The organism is Nocardiopsis oceanisediminis (assembly GCF_048595525.1).
Taxonomy (GTDB): Bacteria; Actinomycetota; Actinomycetes; order Streptosporangiales; family Streptosporangiaceae; genus Nocardiopsis_A; species Nocardiopsis_A oceanisediminis.
Map to the genome: position 1 here is coordinate 5,442,260 of NZ_JAFMZJ010000001.1, position 25,460 is coordinate 5,467,719.

The window sequence follows — 25,460 nt, forward strand, 5'->3', positions numbered from 1 at the left end:
AGCGAAGGTTCGAGCGGGCGGCGACGGCGCAGGTAGGGGCGTGCCGGCTGGTCGGTCGGGCGCGGCGCCTCGCGGGGCCGGGGTTCAAGCGGGCGGCGAGGGCGGGGAGGGAACCGGCTGGTCGGTCGGGTGCGGCAGAGCGGGCCGGGGCGGCGTTCACCGGTCCGCCCCCGGGCGCCCGGCGAGGGGGAAGAGGAGGAAAGCGCTGTTCCGGTGGTGGGTCCGGGCCCGCCGCGCCACTGGAGGGGGTTGTGTCCGCTATGCCGGATCGCCGGCGGGGATCGGGCGGGCCGGGGGCGCCCTGCGCACCCCCGCAGCAGGCCCGATGACATCTACCGGCGAGTAGCACCCCCGGAAGCCCCGCCACCCCCTCGCCGGTCACTCAGAGTGGCCGAAGCGGGGCCCGCCGGGAGGACGAATGCGACATCCCGCCCCCTCCCCGCACTCCCCGGGGGTTCCGGCCCCACCTTTCCGACCTTCCCGGCGGCACGGATCCCCGGCCGCCGCCCCGATCAGGGCCGTTCCGGCCTTCCGGGGCCCGTTCCGGCCCGGGATGCGTGCCCGGGAATCACCGGGGTGCTCTCGCGGTGCGCAGATCGCCCCCCACCACCGTCACTGCCCGTATTCGTCCAGGTCAGAGTGGTGCCGGTGGTCGCCGGGCGGCCCGCCTCGGCGCCGGGGCGGCGCGGGAACGGCGAACCCGCCCCCTCAGCCGCCCCACCCGCCCCACCGCCCTGCCGCAGGCGACCCGCCGCCCCCGGCCCACTCCCGCCCTCGCCGCCCGCTTGAACCTCGGCCCCGCGAGGCGCCGCGCTCGACCGACCGGCCGGCACGCCCCTTCCCCTCGCCGCCCGCCTGAGCCTGTGCCCCGTGGGACGCCGCGCCCGGCTGAGGTGCTGTGCCCCGCCCTTACCTGCGCCCTCGCCGCCCGCCTGAACCCCCACCCCGCGAGACACCGCACCCGGACAGGGCGCCCGGCCCGTGCCTGCCTCCGCCGTCGCCGCAGGCCCCCGCTCTCTCCTTTTCCGGGAGCGGTCGGCCCGCGGTCCCGGACACGGAGGCGGCGGGGCCGGTCTCGGCCCCGCCGCGCTCGTCGTGCTCCGCCGCCTCGGCGGCTCCCTGTCAGAGGTCAGGGATCGAGTTCGTCCGCCCGGAAGGTGAGGCGGGTCATACGGCCGGTCTGCCGCTCCTCTCCGTTGACCGCGACGCGGACGCTCGACGGGTCGCCGAGGTGAAGGTTGAGCTCGTCCGCGTTGGTCCACTCCCGGCTGGTCCCCTGGGGGACGGTCCCGGTGTAGACCACGGCCCCGCTGGCGTCGGTGACCTCCACCCAGGTGCGCTCGGTCGCGTGCAGCTTGACCCGGACCTCCTCGGCCCGCTGCAGGGCCTGCGTGGTGTCGGTGACCTGCTGCGGCTCCTGGGCACGCGTCACCGGGTGCTCCTTCGCGGCGGTCCCGGCCCCCTCGGCGGCGCTCTTCTCCTCCGCGCCACCGCCGGAACGGTCCGAGCCGTCCGAGCCGTCCGCTCCCCCTTCTCCGGCCACGGCCCCGGTCTGCCCGCCGGCCTCCTGCTCGATGCCGGCCTCGCGCACCTCCTGGATGCCGCCCTCCGGCCAGGCCCGGATGCCGGCGATCACCGCCGCGGCGACCAGGCAGGCGGCCACCCCCAGCGGCCAGTTCCGGCGCAGCCACCCGGGGCGCTCGGTGCTCGCGCCCAGCTCGCCCCGGCCGTCGACCGGCGCCGCGCCCTCCTCGTGCCGCCCCTGGCCCGGCGGGTAGGGCGTCGCGTACTCCCAGTCGCCGGTCGCCGCGGTGAGCACCGTCCCGTCCCCGGCCAGCCCCAGGGCGCTCCACGGGGAGCCGGCCCGCAGGGCGGCCGGCGCCGCGCCGGTCCGGCCCGCCTCGGCGCTCCGGGCGTCCCTCGGTGCGGGCACCTGCGCCGCGGGCGGCTCGGCCGGGACCGGGGGCCGGGCGCTGCTCCCGGAGCGCCGGAAGCCCCTGGCCGCGGACTCTCCGCCGCTCTCCGGGGCGGGCAGCCCCAGGACCTCGTGGAGCGCGAGGCCGGGGTCGACCGGGCGCCCGGTGCTGCCGGCGCGGACCGGCCGACCGCCGCGGTTCCCCTCGGGCGCCGCGCCGAACGGCTCGGCGCCGCCGGCGAGGGCCTCCGCCGGCCGGTGCCCGGCGGTCGCCGCCGGGTCCGAGGCCGGGCGCCGCTGCTCCTCGGGGGCGTACCGGTGCGGCTCGCGGTACTCCGCCGCGCCGCCGGCCACCGGCCGCCCGAACTCGTCCGGCGCCGGCTGCGCGGCCGGCGGGAGGCCGTGCTCATCCGACGCGGCCCCGCGCCGACCGAAGCCCGCCGCGGGCACCGCCCCGTCGGAGGGCCGGTGCTCCGGTCCGGCGCCGACCGGTCCGGCCGCCGCCTGCTCGTCCGCCGCCCGCTCCGGTGCGGCCGGCTGCTCGGGCGCCGCGCGCTCCCCGATCGGGGCCTCCCGGTGCTCCGGCTCGGGGCAGGCGGCGCCCGCACCGAGGATCCCGCCGTTCGAGCGGCGGGAGCGGAAGGCGCCGAGCCCGGCGGTCTCCAGGTTGATCGGGGGGCGGTCGCGGCCCTCGTCCCCGTCCTCCCTTCCGGCGTCCGGGCCGGGGAGCTGGGGGGCGCCGCGCAGCGACGCCTCGCCGTACTCCTCCGCCGCGTCCGCGGCCGACTCCCGCAGGCCGTTCTCCGGCACCGGGCCGGGGAAGGGATCCCACGGCTGCGTGTCGGGGAGGGGTGCGGGCCGGTCCGCGGGCGGCTCCGGCCGGTACTCCTCGGCGGCCCGGACGGGTTCCGCGGGCTCATCCGCCGGGACGGGCCGGTACTCCTCGGCCGGCTCCGGGACCGCCTGCGGGGCCGCCGCCTCGGGGTGGGCGGCCCACTCGGCGCCGGCGCCGCCGGCCGGCTCCTGCGGCTCCGCGAACGCCGCCGCCTCCTCGGGGCGGGCGGCGGGCTCCGGGGCCCCTTCAGGCGGTGCCGGGGGCGGCGCCGGGACCGGTGCCGGCCGGCGGCCGTGCCCGGCCTCCTGCGGGTACCCCTGCGCCCACCGGTCGGGCTCCGGCCGGGCCTGCTCCGGCAGGTGCTCCTCCGGATACGGCTCGACCCTCGGGTACGCCTCGGCCTCCGGGTACGGTTCGACCTCCGGATAGGGCTCGCGGTACCCCTCCACCGGGTAGGGGGCCTCCGGCTCGGCGCCCTCCTCCCGGTATCCCTCCGCCGGGTGCCCGGGCCGGTCGGCGGCCGGCCGCCGCTCCCCCGGAGCGCTCCGCCGGTCCTGGCCGGCGTCGGCGGTCTCCGCGGTGAAGGCGCCGACCGCCTCGGCCATCGCCGAGCGCAGCGGGGCGAACAGGCCGCGGCGCTGCGGGCGGCCGTCACCGCCGCCCTGGGCGCCTCCCGCGCTCCCCGCGTCCCCCGCCCCGCCCGCTCCGTCCGGCGGGTCGGCGTTGGCGCGCGCCCCGCCGCGGACCGGGCGGGCCGGCCGGCCCGCCCCCTCGCCCAGCGGTGAGGAGGCGCTCGAGGAGTGCTCCGCGTCGTACCGCGCGACCAGCTCGGTCGGGTCGACGCCGAGCTCCCGGCAGACCGCCTTGATGTGCCCCCTGGCGTAGAAGTCGCCACCGCACGGGCCGAAGTCGTCGTGCTCCATGCCGTTCAGGACGATGTCCCTGATGCAGGTGCGGGCGCTCAGCTCGGCGATGGTGTACCCGGCCCGGTCCCGGGCCGCGGTGAGGATCTGTCCGATCGTGCTCATGGCCGCTGCCTCCGGCTGCTCCCCTGTGTCCACCTCAACCACTGTGCACCTCACCGAGAGTGATCGAGTGGTGACACTCCAGGGCAACGGGTTAAAAGTGAGTCAACGCGGCCGCGCGGGGCGGATCTGCCCGCCCTTCGTCGCCTTCCCGACGAATCGGACCTTCCGCCCCCGCGCCGCCACTTCCCCGCCTTCCGGGCGGCCGGGGTCAGCCGCCGCGCAGCTCCGCCAGGACGCCGGGCAGGTCGTCCGGCTGGACCAGGACGTCGCGCGCCTTGGAGCCCTCGCTGGGGCCGACCACGTCGCGGCTCTCCATCAGGTCCATCAGCCGGCCGGCCTTGGCGAAGCCGACCCGCAGCTTGCGCTGGAGCATCGAGGTGGAGCCGAACTGGGTGGTGACCACCAGCTCGATCGCCTGGACCAGCAGGTCCAGGTCGTCGCCGACCTCCTCGTCGATCTCCTTCTTCTTCGCCTCGGCGGTGCCGACGTCCTCCCGGTAGCTCGGTTCGGCCTGCTTCTTGCAGTGCTCGACGATCTGCCGGATCTCCTTCTCCGAGACCCAGGCGTTCTGCAGCCGGATGGGCTTGCCCGCGCCCATCGGCAGGAAGAGCGCGTCGCCCTTGCCGACCAGCTTCTCCGCGCCGGGCTGGTCCAGGATGACCCGGCTGTCGGAGAGGCTGGAGGTGGCGAACGCCAGCCGGGAGGGCACGTTCGCCTTGATCAGGCCGGTGACCACGTCGACGCTGGGCCGCTGGGTGGCCAGCACCAGGTGGATGCCGGCCGCGCGGGCCAGCTGGGTGATGCGCACCACCGAGTCCTCGACGTCGCGCGGGGCGACCATCATCAGGTCGGCCAGCTCGTCCACGATGACCAGCAGGTAAGGGTAGGGCTCGTACTCCCGCTCGCTGCCGGGCGGGGCGGTGAGCTTCCCCTTGCGCACCGCCGCGTTGAAGTCGTCCACGTGCCGGTAGCCGGAGGCGGCCAGGTCGTCGTAGCGGCGGTCCATCTCGCCGACCACCCACTGCAGCGCGTCGGCGGCCTTCTTCGGGCTGGTGATGATCGGGGTGATCAGGTGCGGGATGCCCTCGTACATGGTGAGCTCGACCCGCTTGGGGTCGACCAGGATCAGCCGCACCTCGTCCGGGGTGGCCCGCATCATGATTGAGGTGATCAGACCGTTGATGCAGGTCGACTTGCCCGCCCCGGTGGCGCCGGCGACCAGGACGTGCGGCATCTTCGCGAGGTTGGCCACCACGTTGGAGCCCTCGACGTCCTTGCCCAGGCCGACCAGCATCGGGTGGTCGTCGCCGGTGGCCGCGCTGGAGCGCATCACGTCGCCGAGGCTGACGATGTCCTTGTCGGTGTTGGGGATCTCCACCCCGATCGCGGACTTGCCCGGGATCGGCGACTGGATCCGGACGTCCGCGCTCTTCACCGAGAGCGAGATGTTCTTGGTGAGCGCGGTGACCTTCTCCACCTTGACCGCCGGGCCGAGCTCGATCTCGTAGCGGGTGACCGTCGGACCGCGGGTGAACCCGGTGACCTCGGCGTCGATGTTGAACTGCTCCAGCACCCCGGTGAGCGCCTCGACCACCTCGTCGTTGGCCCGGGTCCGGGGCTTGGGCGGGGTGCCCGGCTTGAGCAGGAGCGGGGCCGGCAGCTCGTAGTCGCCCTCGATCACCCGGGACGGGATGGACAGCTGCTCGGACTCGGCCGGGGCCGGGGTGGGCTCCGGCGGCGGGGGCGGCGCGGCCTTGGCCTTCGCCTTGGTCTTGGGGCGCGGCTCCGGTTCCACCACCGGGGTGTCGTAGGGGCGCTCGTTCTCCCCGCCGACCGGCTCCTCCGGCGCGGCCTCGGCCGCCTTGGCCTTGGCGCGCGGCTTCCGCTTGGGCTTGGCCGGCTCCTCCTCGCCGCCGAGGATGCCCAGCCCGGAGTGGGGGCCGCCGTCCGGCTCCATCAGGCCGCCGAACAGCTGGCGCATCCGCTCCGGGATGCGGTGCACCGGGGTGGCGGTGACCACCAGCAGGCCGAAGACCATCAGCATGCCCAGCAGCACCCCGGTGACCCAGGGGGTGATCAGCGAACTCAGCGGGCCGGAGGCGGCGAAGCCGATCATGCCGCCGGCGTGCCGGATGGCCTCCTGGCCGTCAGAGGGCCAGGGGATGCCGTGGCCGATGTGGATCAGCCCGAGCAGCCCGGCCAGCAGCGCGGCCGAGCCGATGAACAGCCGCCCCACGTCGGTCCGGCCGGTGCCGGGGGTGCGCATCAGGCGCCAGGCGAACGGCAGGAAGAGCAGCGGCAGCACCGGGGAGAAGGTGCCGAAGGCGCCCACCACCACCGTCCGGGTGACCTCGGGCAGCGGGCCCTCGGTCTCCCACCACACCGCGGCCGCGATGAGCAGGCCCGCGGCCAGCAGCACCAGGCCCAGGCCGTCCCGGCGCAGGTCCGGGTCGAGGTCGCGGGCGCTGCGCCCGGCGGCGCGGGCGATGCCGCCGACGGTGTGCGCCAGCAGGCGCCACAGCAGCAGCAGGGCCCGTCCGACCCAGATGAACAGCACGGCGACCGGCCCCTGGACGGGGGCGCTCTTCGCGGACGGCTTCCTGGCCGGGGCGCTCTTCCGCGCCCCGCCGCGGGACCCGGAGGCCTTCCCGCTGCCTTGGGAGGAACCGCCGCCGCCCCGGGAGGAGCCGCCGCTTCGCCGGGAGGAGTTGGGCGCACGCGTGGCCATGGTGCGCAGCTTACTAAGGAACACCGCGCGGAACGGCCGCGGAGCCGGGCGTGTCGCGCCCGGCCGCACGGCACCGGCCCCGGGCGCGTGCGCCGCGGGGCCGGTGCCGGCTCGGTCAGACCTCGACGACCACCGGGATGATCATCGGGCGGCGCCGGTAGGACTCGTTGACCCACCGGCCGATGCCGCGCCGCACCAGCTGGCGCAGCTGGGCCGGGTCGGTGACGCCGTCGGCGGCGGCCCGCTCCAGCGCATCGGCGATCTTGGGCAGCACCTCGTCGTAGGCGTCGGCGTCGATGCCGGAGCCGCGGGTGTGGATCTCCGGATCGCCGAGGATCTTGCCGGTGGTGGAGTCCACCGCCACCACGATGGAGATGAACCCCTCCTCGCCGAGGATCCGGCGGTCCTTCAGCGCCGACTCGGTGACGTCGCCGACCGAGGTCCCGTCCACGTAGACGTAGCCCGCGGGGACCGCGCCGGTGATCCGCGCCCGCCCCTTGTGCAGGTCGACCGCGACGCCGTCCTCGGCGATCACGACCCGGTCGTCGGGCATCCCGGTGAGCTTGGCGATGTTGGCGTGCGCCCGCATGTGCCGCCACTCGCCGTGCACCGGCATGAGGTTCTTCGGCTTGACCATGTTGAGCACGTACATCAGCTCGCCGGCCGAGGCGTGCCCGGAGACGTGCACCAGCGCGTTGCCCTTGTGCACGATCTTGGCGCCCCACCGGGTGAGCCCGTTGATGACCCGGTTCACCGAGTTCTCGTTGCCCGGGATCAGCGAGGAGGCGAGCAGCACCGTGTCGCCCTCCTCGATGCGGATCTGGTGGTCCCGGTTGGCCATCCGGGTCAGCGCCGACATCGGCTCGCCCTGGGAGCCGGTGGAGACCAGCACGGCCTCCTCCGGGCGCAGGTCGTCCAGGCTCTTCACGTCGACCAGCAGGTCGCCGGGGACGCGCAGGTAGCCCAGGTCGCGCGCGATGTTCATGTTGCGCACCATGGAGCGGCCGACGAAGGCGACCTTGCGGCCGTGCGCGTGCGCCGAGTCCAGCACCTGCTGCACCCGGTGGATGTGCGAGGCGAAGCAGGCCACGATGATGCGCTGCTCGGCCTTGTCGAAGACCTTGTCGATGACCGGCGAGATGTCCCGCTCGCTGGTGACGAACCCGGGCACCTCGGCGTTGGTGGAGTCGGAGAGCAGCAGGTCGACGCCCTCCGCCCCGTACCGGGCGAACCCGGGCAGGTCGGTGAGGCGGCCGTCCAGCGGGAGCTGGTCCATCTTGAAGTCGCCGGTGTGCAGCAGGTTGCCCGCGGGCGTGCGGATGCCCACCGCCAGTGCGTCCGGGATGGAGTGGTTGACCGCGAAGAACTCCAGGTCGAACGGGCCGAAGGAGCGCCGCTCGCCCTCGGCCACCTGGACCGTCTCGGGCTTGATCCGGTGCTCGCCGAGCTTCGCCGACAGCAGCGACAGGGTCAGCCGGGAGCCGACCAGCGGGATGTCGGACCGCTCGCGGAGCAGGAACGGCACCGCGCCGATGTGGTCCTCGTGGCCGTGCGTGAGCACCAGGGCCTCGACGTCGTCCAGGCGGTCCCGGATGTAGTCGAAGTCCGGCAGGATCAGGTCGACGCCGGGCTGCTCCTCTTCGGGGAAGAGCACGCCGCAGTCGACGATCAGCAGCCGGCCGGCGTACTCGAAGACCGTCATGTTCCGGCCGATCTCACCGAGTCCGCCGAGGGCGACGACTCTCAGCGCGCCTTCGGCGAGCGGCGGCGGAGGCCCCAGTTCGGGGTGCGGGTGGCTCATGCGGATCCTTCCGTCAACCGTTCGACTCCCACGGCGCTGGCCGGGACGGCCTGGTGCGGGGCGAGCCCGATCGGGCCCTTGACCCCGGCGGCGGCCAGGTCCTCGCGGAGCAGCGCCTGAAGTTCAGAGGAGGCGTCGGCCAGCGGGGTGCGCACCGGCCCGCCGGGCAGGCCGAACATGTTCAGCACCGCCTTGGTGGTGATCACGCCCTGGGTGCGGAAGATGCCGGTGTAGACGGGGGTGAGCCGCCGGTGGATGGCCAGGGCCCGGGCGACGTCGCCGCTGCTGTAGGCGTCGATCATGTCGTGCAGGTCGGCGCCGACGATGTGCCCGACGACGCTGACGAAGCCGGCCGCGCCCACCGAGAGCAGCGGCAGGTTGAGCATGTCGCTGCCGCAGTAGTAGGCCAGGCCGGTGCGCTCCATCACCCAGGAGCTGGCGCCTATGTCGTCCTTGGCGTCCTTGTTGGCGACGATGCGCGGGTGCTCGGCGAGCCGGACCAGCGTCTCCGAGGCGATGGGGGTGCCGGTGCGGCCGGGGATGTCGTAGAGCATCATCGGCAGGCCGGTGGCGTCGGCGATGGCGGTGAAGTGCCGGAGCAGCCCCTCCTGCGGGGGCTTGTTGTAGTAGGGCGTGACGGTGAGCACGCCGTGCGCGCCGGCCCGCTCGGCCGCCTTGGCCAGCTCGATGCTGTGCCGGGTGTCGTTGGTGCCGACACCGGCGACGACGGTCGCCCTGTCCCCCACGGCCTCCAGCACGGCACGGAGCAGCCGGTCTTTCTCGTCGTCGCTGGTGGTCGGCGACTCACCGGTGGTGCCGCTGATGATCAGGCCGTCGTTGCGCTGCTCGTCGACCAGGTACGACGCGAGCCGGGCGGCGCCGTCGTAATCGACGTCGCCGTTCTCCTGCATCGGGGTGACCATCGCGGTCGACATCTGGCCGAACGGCGCGTTCGGGGTAGTGCTGGCTCCCATGATGCACAACGTACCGCGATCGGGCGCACGCTGCGGCCACGCCACCCCTCCGAAGTGGATTTTCCGCCCCTAACCACCCTCTCCGCCCGGGCTCGGACAACTCGCCCTCGCTTCCTTCGTCGCCCTTTCAAGTCTAGACTGTCTGGACAGATTGAGAGAGGACGAGCGGCATGCACTGGCAGGTACAGGAGGCCAAGCAGCGCTTCAGCGCACTGCTCAGATCCGCGCAGACCGACGGCCCCCAGTTCGTCACCAGACACGGAGAGGACGTCGCGGTGGTCATCGACGTCGAGGAATACCGACACCTGCGCGGCCAGGAGCGGGATTTCAAGGATTTCCTGCTGGACTCCCCGGACTGGGACGACTTCGCCGATGTCTTCGACGAGGTGGTCGCCGAGCGAGACCTCCCCCGCCAGGTCGACTTGGGCACGGCAACGGAGGAACCGTGAAATACCTCCTGGACACCAACGTCCTGGCGGAACTGCGCAAACGCAAACCGAACGAGAACGTGGAGGCCTGGATCCGATCGGCCGACCGGGGATCGCTGTACACCAGCGTCCTCGTCCTCGGCGAGATCCGCCGCGGCTGCGAGTACCTGCGCCGGCGGGATCCGGCGCAGGCAGCGGCGCTGGACCGCTGGCTCTCAGAGCTCTGCTCCGAGTTCGCCGACCGAATCCTTCCGGTGACCCTCCCCATCACCGAGAGCTGGGGGCGCCTGTGCGCACCGGACCGCCTCTCCACGGTCGACGGCCTCATCTCCGCGACGGCTCTCGCACACGGGCTCACCGTCGCGACCCGGAACACCGAGGACTTCATTCGCTCCGGCGTCCCCTGCGTCGACCCGTTCGCCCCGAGCAGGGGGTGACGAAAACGCGGCGGGCAACCTGCTCGCCGAGATGCCCGAAGAGAGCGCCCCCTGACATCGGAACCCTCCGCACCGCCCCGTCCGTCCCGGGCGGCGGAGAGGAAGACTGAAGAAGCGGCGGGACCGGACCTGATGTCCCCCTTGACCGATATGTGACGGGCGTTACAGACTTTCGCTCCGTCGGCCGCTGGTCAGGGCCGTCCTCCCCGGACACGGACAGGATGCATCCCCCATGCGCAGGTTCGGCAACGCGCTCGCGGCGTTCAGCACCCGCTGGATCCCCGACGCCTTCGTCTTCGCCGTCGGACTGTCGGTCCTGGTCTACCTGCTCGCGCTCGGGCTGACCGACCACGGGCCGGTGCGGCTGGTCGGCGACTGGTACGCCGGGTTCTGGGGGCTGCTGGAATTCGCCATGCAGATGGCGCTGGTGCTGGTCACCGGGTACGCGCTGGCGTCCTCGCCGCCCGCGGAGCGGGCCATCGCCCGGATCGCCGCGATGCCGAAGAGCGCACCGGCGGCGTGCGCCCTCACCGCGGTCGGCGCCACGCTGCTCGGCATGGTGCACTGGGGCCTCGGCCTGATCGCCGGAGCGATGCTGGCGGTGCGGGTGGCCCGGTCCTGCCGGGAGCGCGGCGTCAAGGTGCACTTCCCGCTGCTCGCCGCGGCCGGCTACACCGGCCTGATGGTCTGGCACAGCGGCCTGTCCGGCTCCTCCCCGCTGCTGGTCAACACCGAGGGCCACTTCCTGCAGGACGCCATCGGCATCATCCCGCTCAGCGAGACCGTCTTCCAGCCGTTCAACCTGGCCTTCCTCGCCGCGATGCTGATCGGCGCCCCGCTGCTGCTGATGAGCATGCACCCGGCGCGCGAGGACGCCGAGGAGATCGGGGCGGAGGACGAGGGGGCCGCCCCGGCGGGCGCCGCGCCCGCCAAGGCCGCCCGGCGGGCCCTCTCCCCCGCCCAGCGGCTCATGCACAGCCGCGTTCCGGTGCTGGTCGTGCTGGTGGCCGGGCTGGTGCACATCGTTCCCGCGATCATCGGGAACGGCCTGGTCGGCCTCGACCTGAACCTGCTCAACTTCGTGTTCCTGATCGCCGGCCTCGGGCTGCACGGGACCCTGGCGGGCTATGCGGCCGCGGCCGCCGAAGGGGCGAAGAGCGCCGCCTCGGTGATCGTCCAGTTCCCGTTCTACGCCGGCATCATGGGCATCATGGAGCACTCGGGGCTGCTGGAGGTCGTCGCCGACTGGTTCGTCTCCTTCTCCACCCCGGCCACCTACCCTTTCTGGGCGCTGATCAGCGCCTGCCTGGTCAACCTGGCCGTGCCCTCCGGCGGCGGGCAGTGGGCGGTGCAGGGGCCGATCGTCGTGGACGCCACGGCCTCGCTCGGCCTGGACCCCGGCGTCGGGGTCATGGCGGTGGCCATGGGCGACCAGCTCTCCAACGGCATCCAGCCGTTCTGGGCGCTGCCGCTGCTCGCCCTGACCCGGCTGCCGGCCGGCAAGGTGCTCGGCTACAGCGCGGTGGTGATGGTCTACGGGATCGCCGCGGCCTCGCTGTGCATCTCGTTCCTGAGCTGAGCGGCCCGGAACGCGCGGGAGGGCCGCCGCGCGGTGCGCGCGGCGGCCCTCCCGCACCGGATGTCCTGCCGGATCAGTCCTCGGAGTCGGGGACCAGGAAGCTCAGCAGCCAGCTGACGACCGAGATCACCAGGGCGCCCAGCACCGCGGAGGGCCAGAAGTCCGCGATGGTGAAGTGGAAGCCGAGGACGCCCGCCCCCCATGCGGTGAGCATGAGCAGGAGCGCGTTCACGACCAGGGCCACCAGGCCGAGGGTGAGGATGTAGAAGGCACAGCCGACCGTCTTCACGATCGGCTTGATGACCGCGTTGACCACGCCGAAGACGATCGCGATCACCGAGTAGGTGAGGATCTGCTCCGAGGTGGACCCAGTGGGGGCGATCTCGATGCCGTCGATCAGGTAGGCGGCGGCCGCCAGCGCCAGGGCGTTCACGATGATGCGGATGAGGATGCTCACGCCACCGATGGTCCCACGGCGCCGGGCGGCGGCGTACGGGCCGGGGCGTGATTCCGGGAAAACTCAGAGGCCCGCCCCCGCGGCGCCCGGGGCCGGTGGGTGGTCTCCCCTACGGGTCCGGGTGCGGTTCGCCACACCGGGCTCCTGCTGCCACGATGGCGCCATGTCCGCTGAGCGTTTCGTCCGCGCCGCACGCACCGCCGACATCGACGACGTGGTGCGCATCCAGGTCGCCGCATGGCGCGCCGCCTACGGGCCGCGCCTGCCGGCGGCGGTCCTCGAGGAGATCACCGGTGAGGAGGCCGGGCGCCGCTTCCGCGAGCAGTGGCTGGCCGCGGTGGGCACCCCGCCGACCTCGCGGCACCGGGTGATCATCGCCACCGACACCGCCGGCGGGGAGGGCGCCGCGCCGCACCGGATCACCGCGGGGTTCGCCGCCCTGGGCCCGGCCACCGACCCCGACCTGTGGCCCGCCACCGACGCCGAGGTGTACGCGCTGCACGTGGACCCGGAGCTCGCCGGGGCCGGGCACGGCAGCCGGCTGCTCAACGCCGCCGTCGACCACCTCGTCGAGGACGGCTTCCGCACCGCGCACCTGTGGACCCTGGAGGAGGGCGACCCGCTGCGCGCCTTCGCCGAGTCCTCCGGCTGGCGGCCGGACGGCGCCCGGCGCACCGTGGACGCCGACGGCCTGCTTCCGATGGTCCGGCTGCACGTCGCGATCGGCGACTGACCGGGGCCGGGCGGCCCGGCCTCCGGGCCCGGAGGCCGCCGGGCATCCGGAGGGCGGCCCGGCCTGGCCGATGAGGCGGCCGGCCACCGGGCTCCGGCCCGCTCTTCCCGGCCGGCGTCCGGCCGGCCCTTCCCGCCGCGGTCGCCGCGGGAAGCGCCGGAGGCCGGCCGCCTCCCGGTGCGCGCCCTTCTCCCCGCAGCGGCCCCGCGCCGGCCCCGGGGGGCACCGGGCGGTGCGCCGGCGGCGCTCCCCGCGCCGCCCCGAGGGCTCCGGGAGGAGCGGGCGGCCGCGCTTCCGGGCGCGGGGGCGGCGCTAACGTTGTCGGATGAACTGCGCGCCCCGCGCCGCGCCGCCCGTCCGGCGGCGCGTCCGGCCGGGGCGCGCCGGAGAGCACCGAGAGGAAGTCGCGCGCGTGGCCACGGTCAGCGAGTGGGTCGCGGGGGCCCGCCCCCGAACTTTGCCGAATTCGATCGTCCCCGTCGCGGTCGGGACCGGGGTGGCGATCGGGGCCGGCGGGGCGGTGTGGTGGAAGGCCGCGCTGGCCCTGGCGGTCTCGCTGGCCCTCCAGGTCGGGGTGAACTACGCCAACGACTACAGCGACGGCGTGCGCGGCACCGACACCGCCGAGCGGGTCGGCCCGATGCGGCTGACCGCCACCGGGACCGCCCCGGCCCGCCAGGTGCTCATCGCCGCCTGGGCCTCGTTCGGCGCCGCCGCCGTGCTTGGCCTGGTGCTGGTCGCCACCTCGTCGTGGTGGCTGCTGCTGATCGGCGCCGCCGCGATCGTCGCCGCCTGGTACTACACCGGCGGCCGGACCCCCTACGGCTACCGCGGCCTGGGCGAGGTCTCGGTGTTCGTCTTCTTCGGCCTGGTCGCCGTGGTCGGCACGGTCTTCGTCCAGCTCGGCTCGGTGCCGTGGCAGGCGTGGGCGGCCGCGGTGCCGATCGGGCTGCTGTCCTGCTCGGTCCTGGTCATCAACAACCTGCGGGACATCGGGACCGACTCCCGCACCGACAAGATCACCCTGGCGGTTCGGTTGGGCGAGGCCCGCACCCGGCTGCTGTACCAGGGCTGCATCGCCGCCGCCTACCTGATCGCGCTGGCCGCCGTCGCCGCCACCCCCTGGGCCGCCCTGGTGCTGCTCTCGCTGCCGCTGGCCGTCCGCCCGCTGGGCCGGGTCCGCGGCGGCCAGACCGGCGGCGACCTCGTCCTCGGCCTCGGCGAGACCGGGAAGCTGCAGATGGCCTTCGGCGTGCTGTTCACCATCGGGCTGTCCCTGGGCGCCCTGGGCTGACCGGCCGGGGCGCGACCGTGCCGGGCGGCGGACCCGAGGTCCGCTCCGAAGGGCCGCCGGGGGCGCCCTTCCCACCGGCCCCGCCCCGTCCGCCCGCGGCTGCGCCCGCTCCTCCGCCGCCGGGCCGCGGCGGCCGCCCAAGGGCCCCGAAGGCCGTCAGGGCCGTCGCCCTGGGACCGCTTCTCCCATCGGCGGCCCGGAGGGCGGCATCGCCGGGCTCACCGGGCGGGCGCCGCCCCGTGGAGAACGGGGCCGCTCCGAGCCCCCTGGACGCGAAGGGGCCCGGCGGCCGCCCGGTTCCGGGGCGGGGGCAGCGGAGCGGACGCGTTCCGGCTCGGCGGGCCTCCGGCCGGGCGGGCGGACAAGACTGCGGCGGGGCTTTCCGACCAAGCTCCTATGAGGCCACGGGCGCCCGTCCGGTCGCGTGCAGCGGCTCCTCCGAGCGGGCCGACGAATCCCGTAAAGGACGACCTTGCGGTGTCGGTCAGGCGGTGGGTCAGACCCGTCGGAGAAGCCATGACGCATCCTCACCGTCAGGCGTGGCCGCCCCAGGCGCGCCAGATGCGGGCCAGCGGGGCCTCGGAGCGGTAGGGGTGGTCACCGGTCCAGCGCCACAGGGCCCCCGGGCCGGCCAGGTCCAGGCGGTCGGGGCCGGCGGGGCCTCCCGGGGCGCGCCCGAACAGGCCGACCTGGCCGACCACCCGGGCGCCGCCCAGTACCCCGGGCAGCGCGCGCAGTCCCGCGTCGCGCAGGTCGAGGTCCTCGGCGAGCAGCTCGCGCCCGGCCAGCCGGACCCGGGTGCTCGCGAGCAGGGCGCCGCCCCGCTCTCCGGTCCGGCCCAGCACCAGGGCCTCCCGCCAGAGCAGCTCGGCCCCCTCGGCGAGGTCGGCGTCGATCTCGCGCAGCACGTCGGCCCCGTCGGAGACGACGAACGACGGCTCCGTCCAGCTCATCCTGGCCCCCTCGGCCAGCCGCACCGACGCCCGCCAGGCGGCCCGGCCGCCGCGCGCGTTGTAGGCCACCGTGCCGTTGGGGTCGACCAGCTCCAGCTCGGCGCCGGGGCCGACGTCGATCCGGAGCCGCACGTCGTCGCCGGCGCAGAGCGCCGCGCGGACCGCGGCGAGCGCGACCCGGAGCGCCGTTCCGGGCCGCCGCATCACCCGCGGCCGCAGGAAGGTCCCGGTCTCCAGGGCCACCGGAACCGTCCGCGCGCCGACCCGGCGCACCGCGATGACCGCGGGCTCGGCCGGGTTCAGGCCGCCCCGGCCGGATGCCGGGGCCGGCGCCGCGCCGGGGCCGGGAGCCCCGGCGGAGGCGGGCGCCCCGGCCCCCGGGTGCGGGAGCCGGGGCGCGGCGGTGTCGGTCCGCGTCATCAGTGCCCGTGTCCGTGGCCGTGCCCGTGGCCGGCCTCGTCCGGGCCGTGGCCGTGCGGGGCCATCGGGCCCGGGTCCTGCGGGGTGTGCGCGCCGCTGCGGTGCGCGGTGAGGACCTCGCGGACCCAGGAGCAGAGCCGGGCCACCGAGTCGGCGTCGGTGCGGGACAGCGCGAGCACCGGGCGGCCGTCGCGGGCCTTCTCCGCGTCGGCGACCATCTGCTCCACGTCCACCCCGACGTGCGGCGCCAGGTCGGACTTGTTGACGATGAGCAGGTCCGCGCCGCCGATGCCGGGGCCGCCCTTGCGCGCCACGTCGCCGCCGCCGGCCACGTCCAGGCAGAAGATCTGGGCGTCGATCAGGGCCGGGCTGAAGGTCGCGGTGAGGTTGTCCCCGCCGGACTCCACCAGGATCAGGTCGACCGGGGCGAACTCCTCCTCCATGTCCTCGACCGCGTCGAGGTTGGCGGTGATGTCGTCGCGGATCGCGGTGTGCGGGCAGGCCCCGGTCTCCACCGCGCGGATCCGCTCCTCGGCGAGCACGCCCGCCGAGCGCAGGAACCGGGCGTCCTCGTCGGTGTAGATGTCGTTGGTGACCACCGCCATGGACAGCTCGCCGGAGAGCTCCCGGCAGAGCGTGGCGATGAGCGAGCTCTTGCCGGTGCCGACCGGCCCGGCGACGCCCAGCCGCAGGGTGCGGCGGGCGCCGCCGTCGTGGTCCGCCGTGTTCTCGGGCGATGCGGTGTTCTCAAGCGATGCGTTGTTCTCGGGCAACGCAGTGTTCTCAGGCAACGAAGAGCCTCCTTGTCGTGTGCGCGTGCGCGCCGGCCCAGTGGTCGATCAGCGGGGCGGAGCACGCGGGGATGTCGCGGGGAGTGGCGGTCGCGGCGGCCTCGCGGACCACCTCCTCGATCCGAGGAGCGGCGGCGAGGAGCCGGTCGACCGCGGCGAGAGGGTCGCCGGGGCGGAGCTTGAGCGCCGCGGCGGTGACCGTCTGCACGTCGTCGTAGAGCGAGGCGCGCGCGGTCTGCTCGGCGGTCATGCCGAACGCCGCGCCCAGCGCGCCGAGGGCCACCGGGCGCAGCACCCGCAGCCCGGGCACGGCGCGGCCGGCGGTGTCCAGGGCGCGGACCGCCGGGTGGTCGGCGGCGACCCGGCGCGCCAGCCGGGCCAGCCCGCGGCCGAGCGCGGCCGAGGCCTCGCGCAGCGGGGCGCTGGGGGTGCGGGCGGCCAGCGCGGCCTGCACCGGCCCGAGGTCGACCGGTTCGCCGCCGGCGGCGCGCAGCGCCGCGACCGCGGCGGCCGCCTCGGTGCGGGCGACGGTGGCCAGCCGCGCCCGGATGTAGTCGGGGATCCGCTCGGCCGGCATGCCGGCCTCCAGCGCCGCCTCCAGGGTCGCCGAGTGGGCGTGCCCGCCGACGGGCAGCCGCGCGTCGGCGAGCAGCAGCGCGCCGAGCGCCCCGGTACCGCCTTCCATTCCCGTCCTTCCTCGCCCGTGTCCGCCTCCGCGCCCCTCCCCGGCGGCGCCGGGGAGGGGGCGGGGTCAGAACAGGTTGTAGCGCTGGGCCAGCGGGAGCTCGGCCACCGGGCCGTCCGCTCCGTGCGGGTCGACCCGGTAGCCGTCCACGGTGACGTCGAACGTCTCCGGGTCGACGCCGATCTCCGGCAGAGCGGTGTTGTTGGGCATGTCGGCCTTGGTGACGCCGCGGGTGTCCTTGAGCGCGGAGAGCCGGCGGCGCAGGCCCAGGCTCTCCTCGAGCCCGGAGTCCAGGGCGGCCTGGGCGACGAAGCTCACCGCGAGGTCGGCCGCGGCGCCCGCCGGGGTTCCCGGGCGGAGCAGCATCGGCTGCGCGGTGGGGATGGAGGCGTTCAGGTCGCCCTGCGGGGCGATCAGCACGGCACCGCCCTTGACCACCGCGGCGGGGCGGATGCCGAAGAACGCGCGGTCCCACAGGACCAGGTCGGCGAGCTTGCCGGACTCGACCGAGCCGACCTCGTGGTCGATGCCGGCGGCGATGGCCGGGCAGATCGTGTACTTGGCGACGTAGCGGCGGGCCCGCTCGTTGTCGGCGGGCAGCTCCGAGGAGCGGCCGTGCCGGTCCTTCATCACGTGCGCCACCTGCCAGGTGCGGGTGACCACCTCCCCGGCGCGGCCCATCGCCAGCGCGTCGGAGGAGGTCATCGAGATCGCGCCGATGTCCTGCAGGATGTCCTCGGCGGCCATGGTGGTGTCGCGGATGCGCGAGTCGGCGAACTGCACGTCCGCCTCGACGTCGGGGTTGAGGTGGTGGCAGACCATGAGCATGTCGTGGTGCTCGGCCACCGTGTTCACCGTGAACGGCAGGGTCGGGTTGGTCGAGGAGGGCAGCACGTTGGGCTCGCCGGCCACCACGATGATGTCGGGGGCGTGTCCGCCGCCGGCGCCCTCGGAGTGGAACACGTGGATGCCGCGCCCGGCGACGGCCCCCAGGGTGTCCTGCACGTAGCCGGCCTCGTTGAGGCTGTCGGCGTGCAGCGAGACCTGGATGCCGAACGACTCGGCGGCGCGCAGCGAGGCGTCGATGGCGCCCGGGGTGGCGCCCCAGTCCTCGTGGATCTTGAGGCCTCCGGCGCCGGCCAGCACGTGCTCTTCCAGCGCGGCCTCTCCGACCGTGTTGCCCTTGCCCAGCAGCAGGACGTTGACCGGGACGGCGTCCAGGGCGCGGTGGGTGAGGGCGAGGTTCCACCGGCCGGGGGTGACCGTGGTGGCCTTGCTCCCCTCTGCGGGCCCGGTGCCGCCGCCGATGGCGGTGGTGATGCCGGAGGCCAGCCCTTCCCAGAGCTGCTCGGGGTTGATGAAGTGCACGTGCGAGTCGATGCCGCCGGCGGTGAGGATGCGCCCCTCGCCCGCCAGCACCTCGGTGCCCGGGCCGATCACCAGGTCGGGGTGGACGCCGTCCTGCACGTCGGGGTTGCCGGCCTTGCCGACGGCGGTGATCCGGCCGCCGCGCACGCCGACGTCGGCCCGGACCACGCCCCAGTGGTCGAGCACCACGACGTTGGTGACGACCAGGTCGAGGGCGCCCTCGGCGGAGGTGGCGGTGGACTGCAGCATGGACTCGCGGATGGATTTGCCGCCGCCGAAGACCGCCTCGTCGCCGCCGGCGCAGCGGTCCTCCTCGACCTCGATCCATAGGTCGGTGTCGCCGAGGCGGACCTGGTCGCCGGCGGTCGGGCCGTACAGCGCCGCGTAGTCGGCGCGCGCGATGCCGGTCATCGGGCCTCCTCCTGCTTCTCCTCGAGGCCGGCGCCGGCGGGCACCCGGATGCCGGGGACCTCGCGCCGGCCGCCCAGCGCCACCGCCTGCACCGCGCGGGAGTCGCCGGGCTGGAAGCGGAGCGACGTCCCGGCCGGGATGTCCAGCCGGAACCCGTGCACCAGGGAGCGGTCCGCGGCGTCGCCCTCGGGCAGGGAGAAGGAGATCGCGGGGTTCACGTCGGCGAGGTGGATGTGCGAGCCGATCTGCACCGGGCGGTCGCCGTCGTTGACCACCACCACCGTGCGGACCTCCCGGTCGGTGTTGATCTGCACCTCGCCCTCGCCCACCCGGATCGCGCCCGGCTCCTCGCCGGGTTCGGCGACCGCCTCGGCGTCGGCGGCGGGGCGGATCGGGCCGCTCAGCGTGACGAGCTTGCGCCCGTCCGGGAAGGTGGCCTCGACCTGGAGGTGGTCCACGAGCTCGGGGACCCCCGGCATGACCTGGTCGGCGGTGAGGACGTGCACGCCCTCGGCCATCAGCTGCTCCACGGTGGCGCCTTCTCTGGCCCGCTCCAGCGCCCAGCAGGACAGCAGCGCGATCGCCTCGGGATGGTTCAGCCGCACCCCCCGCTCCAGGCGGTCGCGGGCGACCATCCCCGCCACGCTGAGCAGCAGTTTCTCCCGATCGGACGGGGTCAAGAACATCGGACCTCCACAGCGCACGACGAACACGCCTTCCAGGCAATGCTGCCCGAAGGCGGGAAAACGACGTTTCAAGCCCATTGCAGGGCTGTTAAGAAAGGCCAGTGAAGACGAGCGGCTCAGCAGGGGACGGGAAAGAAGACCACGTCAGAGCACCATGCGAGTCATCGGATCATTGGCTTCTTGAAGATAGCATGATCCATGGAGAAATCTTCATCCGCCTCCCCGGAACGCCGGAAGCCTTTTCCGTGAAGCACTCCGGGGCATGAATTCCAATCGGTAGCAAAACGAATACCCCGCGCACACGGCGCGGGGTATTCGTCTTTTGCCACGAATCCGGCGGACGCCCCGGGGCGCGAGCGCCGGGGCGGGACGGCTCAGTCCAGGCCGAGCAGCGGCTCCAGGCCCAAGGTGAGCTGCTCGGGGAGGCCGCCGACGCGGCGCACGCCCAGCAGCACGCCCGGCATGAACGACTCCCGGTTCATCGAGTCGTGCCGGATCTTCAGGGTCTCGCCGTGCGTGCCGAAGACGACCTCCTGGTGGGCGATGAGGCCGGTGATGCGCAGCGCGTGCACCCGGACCCCGTCCACGTCGGCGCCGCGGGCGCCGTCGATCTCGGAGGTGGTGGCGTCGGGCATCGGCGCGCTGCCGGCGTCCGCGCGGGCCCGGGCGACCAGCTCCGCGGTGCGGTACGCGGTGCCGCTGGGGGCGTCGGCCTTGTTCGGGTGGTGCAGCTCGACGATCTCGGCGGACTCGAAGTAGGGGGCCGCCTTGGCCGCGAAGTTCATCATCAGCACCGCGGCGATGCCGAAGTTGGGCGCGATGAGCACCTTCACGCCGGGGTGGGCGGCGAGGATCTCGCGCACCTCAGCGAGCCTGGCCTCGTCGAAGCCGCTGGTGCCCACGACGGCGTGGATGCCGTTCCCGGCCAGCCAGCGCAGGTTGTCCATCACCGCGTCGGGGTGGGTGAAGTCGACCACCACCTCGGCCCCGAGCACCGCGGAGCGCTCCTCCGCCGTGTCGGCGACGCCCGCCAGAACGGTGTCCTCGGCCTGCTCGACCGCCTTGACGACTTCCGACCCCATGCGCCCGCGGGCGCCGAATACTCCTACCTTGATCACGGGGGCAAGCCTACTGCCGCCCGGCCCCGGAGCCGCGGACACACCGCCCGGAAAGCACCGCCCCGAGCTGAGACGATCCCCTCGGACCGCCGCCGGAGAACGGCCTTCCCGAGGACGGCGGGCGGCGCCGGTGGACGCCGATGGACGGGGCGCAGGCCCCGCCCCCTCCTCCGCCGCCGCTCCCGCCCGAACCCCGCCCCCGCGGGGCTCCGCGCCCTGCTGGGACGCCCGCCCCGGCCATCGGCCGCGGGTGCCGCCGATGGCCGGGGCGGGCCGGCCGCGTACCCGGTGGCCGCTCAGTCCGGTTCGGCCAGGAGCAGGGCGAAGTCGCCGTCCGGGTCGGTCCACCAGTGGGTGAGGGCGAGGCCGGCCCGGGCGAGTTCGGAGCGCAGGCCCTCCTCTCGGAACTTGGCGGAGATCTCGGTGCGCATCTCCTCTCCCTCGGCGAAGTCGACCTCCAGGTCCAGGGCCTTGACCCGGACCCGCTGGGCGGTGCGGGAGCGGAGCCGCATCTCGATCCACTCCCGCTCCGGGTCCCAGAGCGCGACGTGCTCGAAGAGGGCCGGGTCGAAGTCGGCCTCCAGCTCGCGGCCGATGACGCGGAGCACGTTCCGGTTGAACTCGGCGGTCACCCCGCGGGCGTCGTCGTAGGCGGCGACCAGCCGCGCCGGGTCCTTGACCAGGTCCGCGCCGAGCAGCAGGGACTCGCCGCCGCCGAGGACGCCGCGCAGCCCGGCCAGGAACCCCGCCCGCCGCTCGGGCGGCTGGTTGCCGATGGTGGAGCCGAGCATCGCCACCACCCGGCGCCCGCCGGCCGGCAGCAGGTCCAGATGGCGCTCGAAGTCGGCGACGACGGCGTGCACGTCGGCGCCCGGGTGCTCGGCGGCGATCCGGGCCGCGGCCTCCTCCAGGAAGTCGCCGCTCACGTCGACCGGGACGAAGCCGGCCAGCCCGTTGGCCTCGTGCAGCGCGTCCAGCAGCAGCCGGGTCTTCTCCCCCGAGCCCGCGCCCAGTTCGACCAGGGTGTCGGCGCCGGTGGCGCGGGCGATGTCGGCCGCGCGGGCGCGCAGGATGGCCCGCTCCGCGCGGGTCGGGTAGTACTCCGGGAGCCGGGTGATCTCCTCGAAGAGCACGCTGCCCCGCTCGTCGTAGAACCACTTCGGCGGGAGCTCCTTGGGGGTCGCGGTGAGTCCTTCTGCGACGTCGTGCCGGAGCGCCTTGGCCAGGTCGTCGTCGGTCAGATGGCGATCGGTGCGGAGCATGTGCCCTCCTCGTCCCCGGTGTCCCCGGTCCCCGCGGCGGCCCGGTCCCCGCCGGGGCCGGCCTCACCGCCCTGACCGGCCTGCCCTCCGGGCGCCGCCGGCCGGTCGAGCGGGACCACTCGGACCCCGCCGGAATCGGCGACGACCAGGGAACGCTCCGGTATCCGGCGCCATTCCGGGCCGCCGTCCAGCGGCTCGGAGGCGATCACCGTGCCGCCGCCCCCGGGGCCGCCCGGCAGCCGGCCGGCGTACAGGCTGTCGCCGCACGCCGTGGCGGCCAGCGTCCGGCCGTCCGAGGCGAGCAGGTTGTACCGGCCCGGGGAGGCCTGCTCGGCCCGGCGGACCGTCTCGGCGAGCGCCTCGGCGGTGCCCGCGCCCTCCCGCCACAGCCGCACGGCGTGCGCGAACAGCGGCGCGGAGTCCACCGGGGTGCGGGCGTCGAGTGCCCCTGCGGGCAGCGGTGCGGCGAGCGCCGCGGTGAGCGCCGTGTCGTCCTCGGCGGCGCCGTTGTGGCTGAACAGCCGCCCCTCGGCGCGGAACGGCTGGGCGCACGACTCGTCCGGGCCGAACCCGGGGGTGGCGTCGCGGACCGCCGCCACCGCGCATCCGGTGGTGATGGCGCGGGCGGCGTCGGCGAAGGAGGAGTCCGCCCAGATCGGCATGGCGCGCCGGTAGCGGAGCGGCTCCGCGTCGGGGCCGCCCGGGTACCAGCCGGCGCCGAACCCGTCGGCGTTGACCGTCCCGTGCCGCTGCTCGCGCGGGGCGTAGGACTGGCGGAGCAGCGAGTGCTCCGGTTCGAGCAGCAGCCGGTGCAGGGTGACCGGCGGGCCCAGGTAGGCCAGGTGGCGGCACATCAGGGCGCCACCCGCCCCTCGCCCGGGGCGGCGTCGCGGGCCAGCCGGAACCCGCTGAAGATCTGCCTGCGGGCCGGCAGGTCCCAGTTGCGGAAGGTGCCGCGGGCGGCCGCCGGGTCGGTCGCCCACGATCCGCCGCGCAGCACCCGGTGGCCGTCGGCGAAGAACACCTCGGAGTACTCCCGGTAGGGGAAGGGGGTGAAGCCGGGGTAGCCGTCGAAGACGGTGGAGGTCCACTCCCAGACGTCGCCGATCAGCTGGCGCACCCCCAGCGGGGAGGCGCCGCCGGGGAACGCCCCGGCCGGGGCCGGGCGCAGCCGGCGCTGGCCCAGGTTGGCGCGGTCGGGCCCGGGGTCCTCGTCGCCCCAGGGGAACCGGCGGGAGCGGCCGGCGACCGGGTCCCAGCGGGCGGCCTTCTCCCACTCGGCCTCGGTGGGCAGCCGCCGGCCCGCCCAGCGGGCGTGCGCCTCGGCCTCGTGGAAGCAGACGTGCTGCACCGGCTCCTCGGGCGGGACCGGTTCGATCCGGCCGAACCGGCGGCGCATCCACCGGTCCCCGTCGCGGAACCAGAACGCCGGGGCGCGCTTGCCGCTCTCGGTGCGCCACCGCCACCCCGCCCCGCTCCACCAGCGCGGGTCGTCGTAGCCCCCGTCGTCGATGAAGGCGGCGTGCGCGGCGTTGTCCACCGGGCGGGCGGAGATCCGGAACGCGGGCAGGTGCACGGTGTGCGCGGGGCGCTCGTTGTCGTAGGCCCACGGGTCGGCGGTGGTGCCCATGGTGAACGGCCCGGCCTCCACCAGGACCTCGTCCGGGCCGGGCGGGACCCGGTCCGGGGCCGCGGGCTCCGGGTCGGGCAGCACCGGGGCGCCCTTGCGGAGCTGGTGGGTGGCGAGCATCGTCTCGTCGTGCTGGTGCTCGTGCTGGACCACCATGTTGTAGACGAACCCGTGCGCGCTCAGCCCCTCCCCGTCGGCCAGCGGGGCGTGCTCCAGGGAGTCCAGCACCGCGCGCCGGACCCGGGCGTTGTAGGCGCGGGCCTCCTCGGGGCGGAGCAGCGGAAGGGAGACCCGGCCTGCGCGCGGGTTCTCGAAGGCGTCGTAGAGGACGTCGATGTCGGGGCGGAGGGCCTCCCGCCCGGCGGCGGCGCGCAGCAGCCACTGCTCCTCGTAGTTGCCGACGTGGGCGTAGTCCCACACCAGGGGGGACATCAGCGGCGAGTGCTGGGCGAGCAGCTCGCCCTCGTCCAGCGCCGCGACGGTGAGGCCGTCGCTGCGGCGGCGCACCTGCTCCAGGTCGGCGGCGATGCGCTCGCGCAGCCGGTCCTCCTCTGCGGGTCCTGCGGGGGCGGGCCCGGCAGCGGGCCCGTCGGGCTTCGGTGTCATCGCGGCCTGCCTTTCGCGGTCGGTTCGGCGCCCGCCCCCGGCGGCGGGGGGTCGTCGGCCCTCTGCTCGGGGACGGCGCCCGCCCCTTCCGCGGGGGCTCCGCCCATGTCGTCGGCGGGGCAGCGGCCCCGCTCGGTGTAGCGCTCCCGGTAGGCGTCGACGGTCGCGGCGAGCCGGTCGGCGCCCATCCGGGGCAGGGCCCGGCTCGCGGCGGCCGTGCAGGCGCGCGCGCACGCGGCGAGCGCGGGGTGGGTGAGTGCGTCGCGGGCGGCGGCCAGCCACAGCCGGCCGGGGTCCGGTTCGGAGCGGTGCAGCTCCGCCACCGCCCGCTCGGCCTCGGCGGAGGCGTCCGGGTCGTCCAGGAGGGCGGCGGCGACCGCGGTCGGCACCGGCCACCAGGGCTCCGGCAGGGCGTCGATCATCCGCAGTTCCAGCCAGCCCCGCGGCCGCACCGGCGGGAACAGCGTGCTCAGGTGGAAGAGGAGGTCGTCGTGGTCGGGCGGGCGGGGTCCGGCGCCCGCGAGCCAGTCGGAGAAGGCCATCCGGGCCGGCGGCGGGCAGGGGCCGGTGTCGCCGCGGACCGCCATCAGCCGGGCGCCCAGCGCGTAGGCGGCCCAGGCGGCCGCCGGGTCGCCGCCGCCGACCGGGCGGGTGCGGGTGGCGTCGAGCCCGGCCCACACCGCCCACCGCGCCGAGCGCCAGCCGGTGCGGCGGCCGCGCCACACCGGGGAGTTGGCGAAGAGGGCGGTGAGCACCGGGCCCAGCCGGTGCACCAGGCGCCACCTGCGGGCGGCGTCGGCGGCGTCGGCCCCGATGTCCAGGCACACCTGGATGGAGGCGGTGCTGCACATCATGGTCCGGCCGCCGGGCCACCGGCCGGTGTCGAAGTGCCGCTCCATGGCGGCGTAGCGGGGGAGGTCCAGCTGGCGGCGCGGGGGGCGGTGCGGGTCGAGCCCCCGGCCCTCCAGGCGGAGTCCGGCGTCGGCCAGGGGTTTTCCGACGTGCGCCAGGTCCGCGGCGAGCGCGGCGTGCGCCGCGGCCGGTCCCGGCAGGGGCGGCGAGCTGAGCTCCAGCTGCCCGCCGGGCTCGTAGGTGATCGCGCTGCCGGCCGGCGGCGGGCCGGCCTGGTCGACCAGCGAGCGGAGCAGTTCGAGGGGGACGGTTCGGTCGGGGTCCGCGGGATCGGTGACCAGCCATTCGGTCTCGATCCCGACCCGGCCCGGGGGGCCGTTCTTGAAGCAGATGCCGCGGATGTAGTGGTGGACGTCGCTCTCGGTGAGTCGAGTCATCGCTCACTCCCAATCGTCACGCACCGACTACA

Annotated in this window: 19 protein-coding genes and 1 pseudogene; 5 read left to right on the top strand and 15 right to left on the bottom strand. The window is 75.2% G+C overall.

Features of this window, described 5'->3' with window-relative positions; all coding sequences use genetic code 11:
• Positions 1 to 1,129: 1,129 nt before the first annotated feature.
• The 4 genes from J0910_RS23750 to dapA all read right to left on the bottom strand — a co-directional run bounded on the left by J0910_RS23750 (position 1,130) and on the right by dapA (position 9,281).
• Positions 1,130 to 3,778, bottom strand: a complete 2,649-nt coding sequence (locus tag J0910_RS23750; protein WP_420160753.1) for a RodZ domain-containing protein — start codon at positions 3,776 to 3,778, stop codon at positions 1,130 to 1,132.
• A gap of 208 nt (positions 3,779 to 3,986) precedes the next feature.
• Positions 3,987 to 6,506 carry a DNA translocase FtsK gene (locus tag J0910_RS23755; protein WP_420160754.1) on the bottom strand — a complete coding sequence of 840 codons (2,520 nt, stop codon included), beginning with the start codon at positions 6,504 to 6,506 and terminating at the stop codon, positions 3,987 to 3,989.
• Positions 6,507 to 6,621: 115 nt separating this feature from the next.
• The gene (locus tag J0910_RS23760) at positions 6,622 to 8,307 is read right to left on the bottom strand and encodes a ribonuclease J (protein ID WP_420160755.1); all 1,686 of its coding nucleotides are present in this window, start codon (positions 8,305 to 8,307) and stop codon (positions 6,622 to 6,624) included.
• A complete protein-coding gene (gene dapA, locus J0910_RS23765) occupies positions 8,304 to 9,281 on the bottom strand; it encodes a 4-hydroxy-tetrahydrodipicolinate synthase (RefSeq protein ID WP_420160756.1) in 978 nt (325 codons plus the stop codon). The genes J0910_RS23760 and dapA overlap by 4 nt, the downstream gene beginning before the upstream one ends.
• A gap of 170 nt (positions 9,282 to 9,451) precedes the next feature.
• Between dapA and J0910_RS23770 the strand changes: the two genes are divergently transcribed.
• The 3 genes from J0910_RS23770 (at position 9,452) to J0910_RS23780 (ending at position 11,725) form a co-directional block, all read left to right on the top strand.
• The gene (locus J0910_RS23770; protein WP_420160757.1) at positions 9,452 to 9,730 is read left to right on the top strand and encodes a type II toxin-antitoxin system Phd/YefM family antitoxin; all 279 of its coding nucleotides are present in this window, start codon (positions 9,452 to 9,454) and stop codon (positions 9,728 to 9,730) included.
• Positions 9,727 to 10,146: a type II toxin-antitoxin system VapC family toxin gene (locus J0910_RS23775; protein ID WP_420160758.1), complete on the top strand. Its 420-nt coding sequence runs from the start codon at positions 9,727 to 9,729 to the stop codon at positions 10,144 to 10,146. The genes J0910_RS23770 and J0910_RS23775 overlap by 4 nt, the downstream gene beginning before the upstream one ends.
• Positions 10,147 to 10,378: 232 nt before the next feature.
• Positions 10,379 to 11,725 carry a short-chain fatty acid transporter gene (locus tag J0910_RS23780; protein ID WP_420160759.1) on the top strand — a complete coding sequence of 449 codons (1,347 nt, stop codon included), beginning with the start codon at positions 10,379 to 10,381 and terminating at the stop codon, positions 11,723 to 11,725.
• Between the two features lie 73 nt (positions 11,726 to 11,798).
• Here J0910_RS23780 and J0910_RS23785 read toward each other — a convergent pair whose 3' ends face one another.
• The gene (locus J0910_RS23785; protein WP_420160760.1) at positions 11,799 to 12,182 is read right to left on the bottom strand and encodes a phage holin family protein; all 384 of its coding nucleotides are present in this window, start codon (positions 12,180 to 12,182) and stop codon (positions 11,799 to 11,801) included.
• A 163-nt stretch (positions 12,183 to 12,345) separates the two neighbouring features.
• Between J0910_RS23785 and J0910_RS23790 the strand changes: the two genes are divergently transcribed.
• Both J0910_RS23790 and J0910_RS23795 read left to right on the top strand, forming a co-directional pair.
• Complete coding sequence (locus J0910_RS23790) at positions 12,346 to 12,915, top strand: GNAT family N-acetyltransferase (RefSeq protein WP_420160761.1); 570 nt, start codon at positions 12,346 to 12,348, stop codon at positions 12,913 to 12,915.
• 412 nt (positions 12,916 to 13,327) lie between these two features.
• On the top strand, positions 13,328 to 14,209 hold the full coding sequence (locus tag J0910_RS23795) for a 1,4-dihydroxy-2-naphthoate polyprenyltransferase (RefSeq protein WP_420160762.1): 882 nt from the start codon (positions 13,328 to 13,330) through the stop codon (positions 14,207 to 14,209).
• Between the two features lie 533 nt (positions 14,210 to 14,742).
• Here J0910_RS23795 and J0910_RS23800 read toward each other — a convergent pair.
• The 10 genes and pseudogenes from J0910_RS23800 to egtA all read right to left on the bottom strand — a co-directional run bounded on the left by J0910_RS23800 (position 14,743) and on the right by egtA (position 25,428).
• Positions 14,743 to 15,582: an urease accessory protein UreD gene (locus J0910_RS23800; protein ID WP_420160763.1), complete on the bottom strand. Its 840-nt coding sequence runs from the start codon at positions 15,580 to 15,582 to the stop codon at positions 14,743 to 14,745.
• Positions 15,582 to 16,355 (bottom strand): urease accessory protein UreG, encoded by a 774-nt coding sequence (ureG, locus tag J0910_RS23805; protein WP_420162069.1) that lies wholly within the window; start codon positions 16,353 to 16,355, stop codon positions 15,582 to 15,584. The genes J0910_RS23800 and ureG overlap by 1 nt, the downstream gene beginning before the upstream one ends.
• A 10-nt stretch (positions 16,356 to 16,365) precedes the next feature.
• Positions 16,366 to 17,058, bottom strand: coding sequence for an urease accessory protein UreF (locus J0910_RS23810; RefSeq protein ID WP_420160764.1), 693 nt, complete (start codon positions 17,056 to 17,058; stop codon positions 16,366 to 16,368).
• Between the two features lie 66 nt (positions 17,059 to 17,124).
• Positions 17,125 to 18,837, bottom strand: coding sequence for an urease subunit alpha (locus tag J0910_RS23815; RefSeq protein ID WP_420160765.1), 1,713 nt, complete (start codon positions 18,835 to 18,837; stop codon positions 17,125 to 17,127).
• Positions 18,834 to 19,523 carry an urease subunit gamma gene (locus tag J0910_RS23820; RefSeq protein ID WP_420160766.1) on the bottom strand — a complete coding sequence of 230 codons (690 nt, stop codon included), beginning with the start codon at positions 19,521 to 19,523 and terminating at the stop codon, positions 18,834 to 18,836. The genes J0910_RS23815 and J0910_RS23820 overlap by 4 nt, the downstream gene beginning before the upstream one ends.
• Positions 19,524 to 19,897: 374 nt before the next feature.
• Positions 19,898 to 20,641 carry a 4-hydroxy-tetrahydrodipicolinate reductase gene (gene dapB / locus J0910_RS23825; RefSeq protein ID WP_420160767.1) on the bottom strand — a complete coding sequence of 248 codons (744 nt, stop codon included), beginning with the start codon at positions 20,639 to 20,641 and terminating at the stop codon, positions 19,898 to 19,900.
• 296 nt (positions 20,642 to 20,937) lie between these two features.
• The gene (gene egtD, locus J0910_RS23830; RefSeq protein WP_420160768.1) at positions 20,938 to 21,903 is read right to left on the bottom strand and encodes an L-histidine N(alpha)-methyltransferase; all 966 of its coding nucleotides are present in this window, start codon (positions 21,901 to 21,903) and stop codon (positions 20,938 to 20,940) included.
• Positions 21,904 to 22,007: 104 nt separating this feature from the next.
• Positions 22,008 to 22,757: pseudogene (gene egtC / locus J0910_RS23835) on the bottom strand (ergothioneine biosynthesis protein EgtC); the annotation flags it as partial.
• On the bottom strand, positions 22,757 to 24,139 hold the full coding sequence (gene egtB / locus J0910_RS23840; protein ID WP_420160769.1) for an ergothioneine biosynthesis protein EgtB: 1,383 nt from the start codon (positions 24,137 to 24,139) through the stop codon (positions 22,757 to 22,759). The pseudogene egtC and the gene egtB, both read right to left, overlap by 1 nt.
• The gene (gene egtA, locus J0910_RS23845; protein ID WP_420160770.1) at positions 24,136 to 25,428 is read right to left on the bottom strand and encodes an ergothioneine biosynthesis glutamate--cysteine ligase EgtA; all 1,293 of its coding nucleotides are present in this window, start codon (positions 25,426 to 25,428) and stop codon (positions 24,136 to 24,138) included. Before egtA ends, egtB begins: the two co-directional genes overlap by 4 nt.
• Positions 25,429 to 25,460 lie beyond the last annotated feature (32 nt).

Bases quoted from the DNA above. Each gene is read 5' to 3' on its own strand.
- J0910_RS23750 (WP_420160753.1), bottom strand. From the start codon at position 3,778: ATGAGCACGATCGGACAGATCCTCACCGCGGCCCGGGACCGGGCCGGG.
- J0910_RS23755 (WP_420160754.1), bottom strand. From the start codon at position 6,506: ATGGCCACGCGTGCGCCCAACTCCTCCCGGCGAAGCGGCGGCTCCTCC.
- J0910_RS23760 (WP_420160755.1), bottom strand. From the start codon at position 8,307: ATGAGCCACCCGCACCCCGAACTGGGGCCTCCGCCGCCGCTCGCCGAA.
- dapA (WP_420160756.1), bottom strand. From the start codon at position 9,281: ATGGGAGCCAGCACTACCCCGAACGCGCCGTTCGGCCAGATGTCGACC.
- J0910_RS23770 (WP_420160757.1), top strand. From the start codon at position 9,452: ATGCACTGGCAGGTACAGGAGGCCAAGCAGCGCTTCAGCGCACTGCTC.
- J0910_RS23780 (WP_420160759.1), top strand. From the start codon at position 10,379: ATGCGCAGGTTCGGCAACGCGCTCGCGGCGTTCAGCACCCGCTGGATC.
- J0910_RS23790 (WP_420160761.1), top strand. From the start codon at position 12,346: ATGTCCGCTGAGCGTTTCGTCCGCGCCGCACGCACCGCCGACATCGAC.
- J0910_RS23800 (WP_420160763.1), bottom strand. From the start codon at position 15,582: ATGACGCGGACCGACACCGCCGCGCCCCGGCTCCCGCACCCGGGGGCC.
- J0910_RS23810 (WP_420160764.1), bottom strand. From the start codon at position 17,058: ATGGAAGGCGGTACCGGGGCGCTCGGCGCGCTGCTGCTCGCCGACGCG.
- J0910_RS23815 (WP_420160765.1), bottom strand. From the start codon at position 18,837: ATGACCGGCATCGCGCGCGCCGACTACGCGGCGCTGTACGGCCCGACC.
- J0910_RS23820 (WP_420160766.1), bottom strand. From the start codon at position 19,523: ATGTTCTTGACCCCGTCCGATCGGGAGAAACTGCTGCTCAGCGTGGCG.
- egtD (WP_420160768.1), bottom strand. From the start codon at position 21,903: ATGCTCCGCACCGATCGCCATCTGACCGACGACGACCTGGCCAAGGCG.
- egtB (WP_420160769.1), bottom strand. From the start codon at position 24,139: ATGACACCGAAGCCCGACGGGCCCGCTGCCGGGCCCGCCCCCGCAGGA.
- egtA (WP_420160770.1), bottom strand. From the start codon at position 25,428: ATGACTCGACTCACCGAGAGCGACGTCCACCACTACATCCGCGGCATC.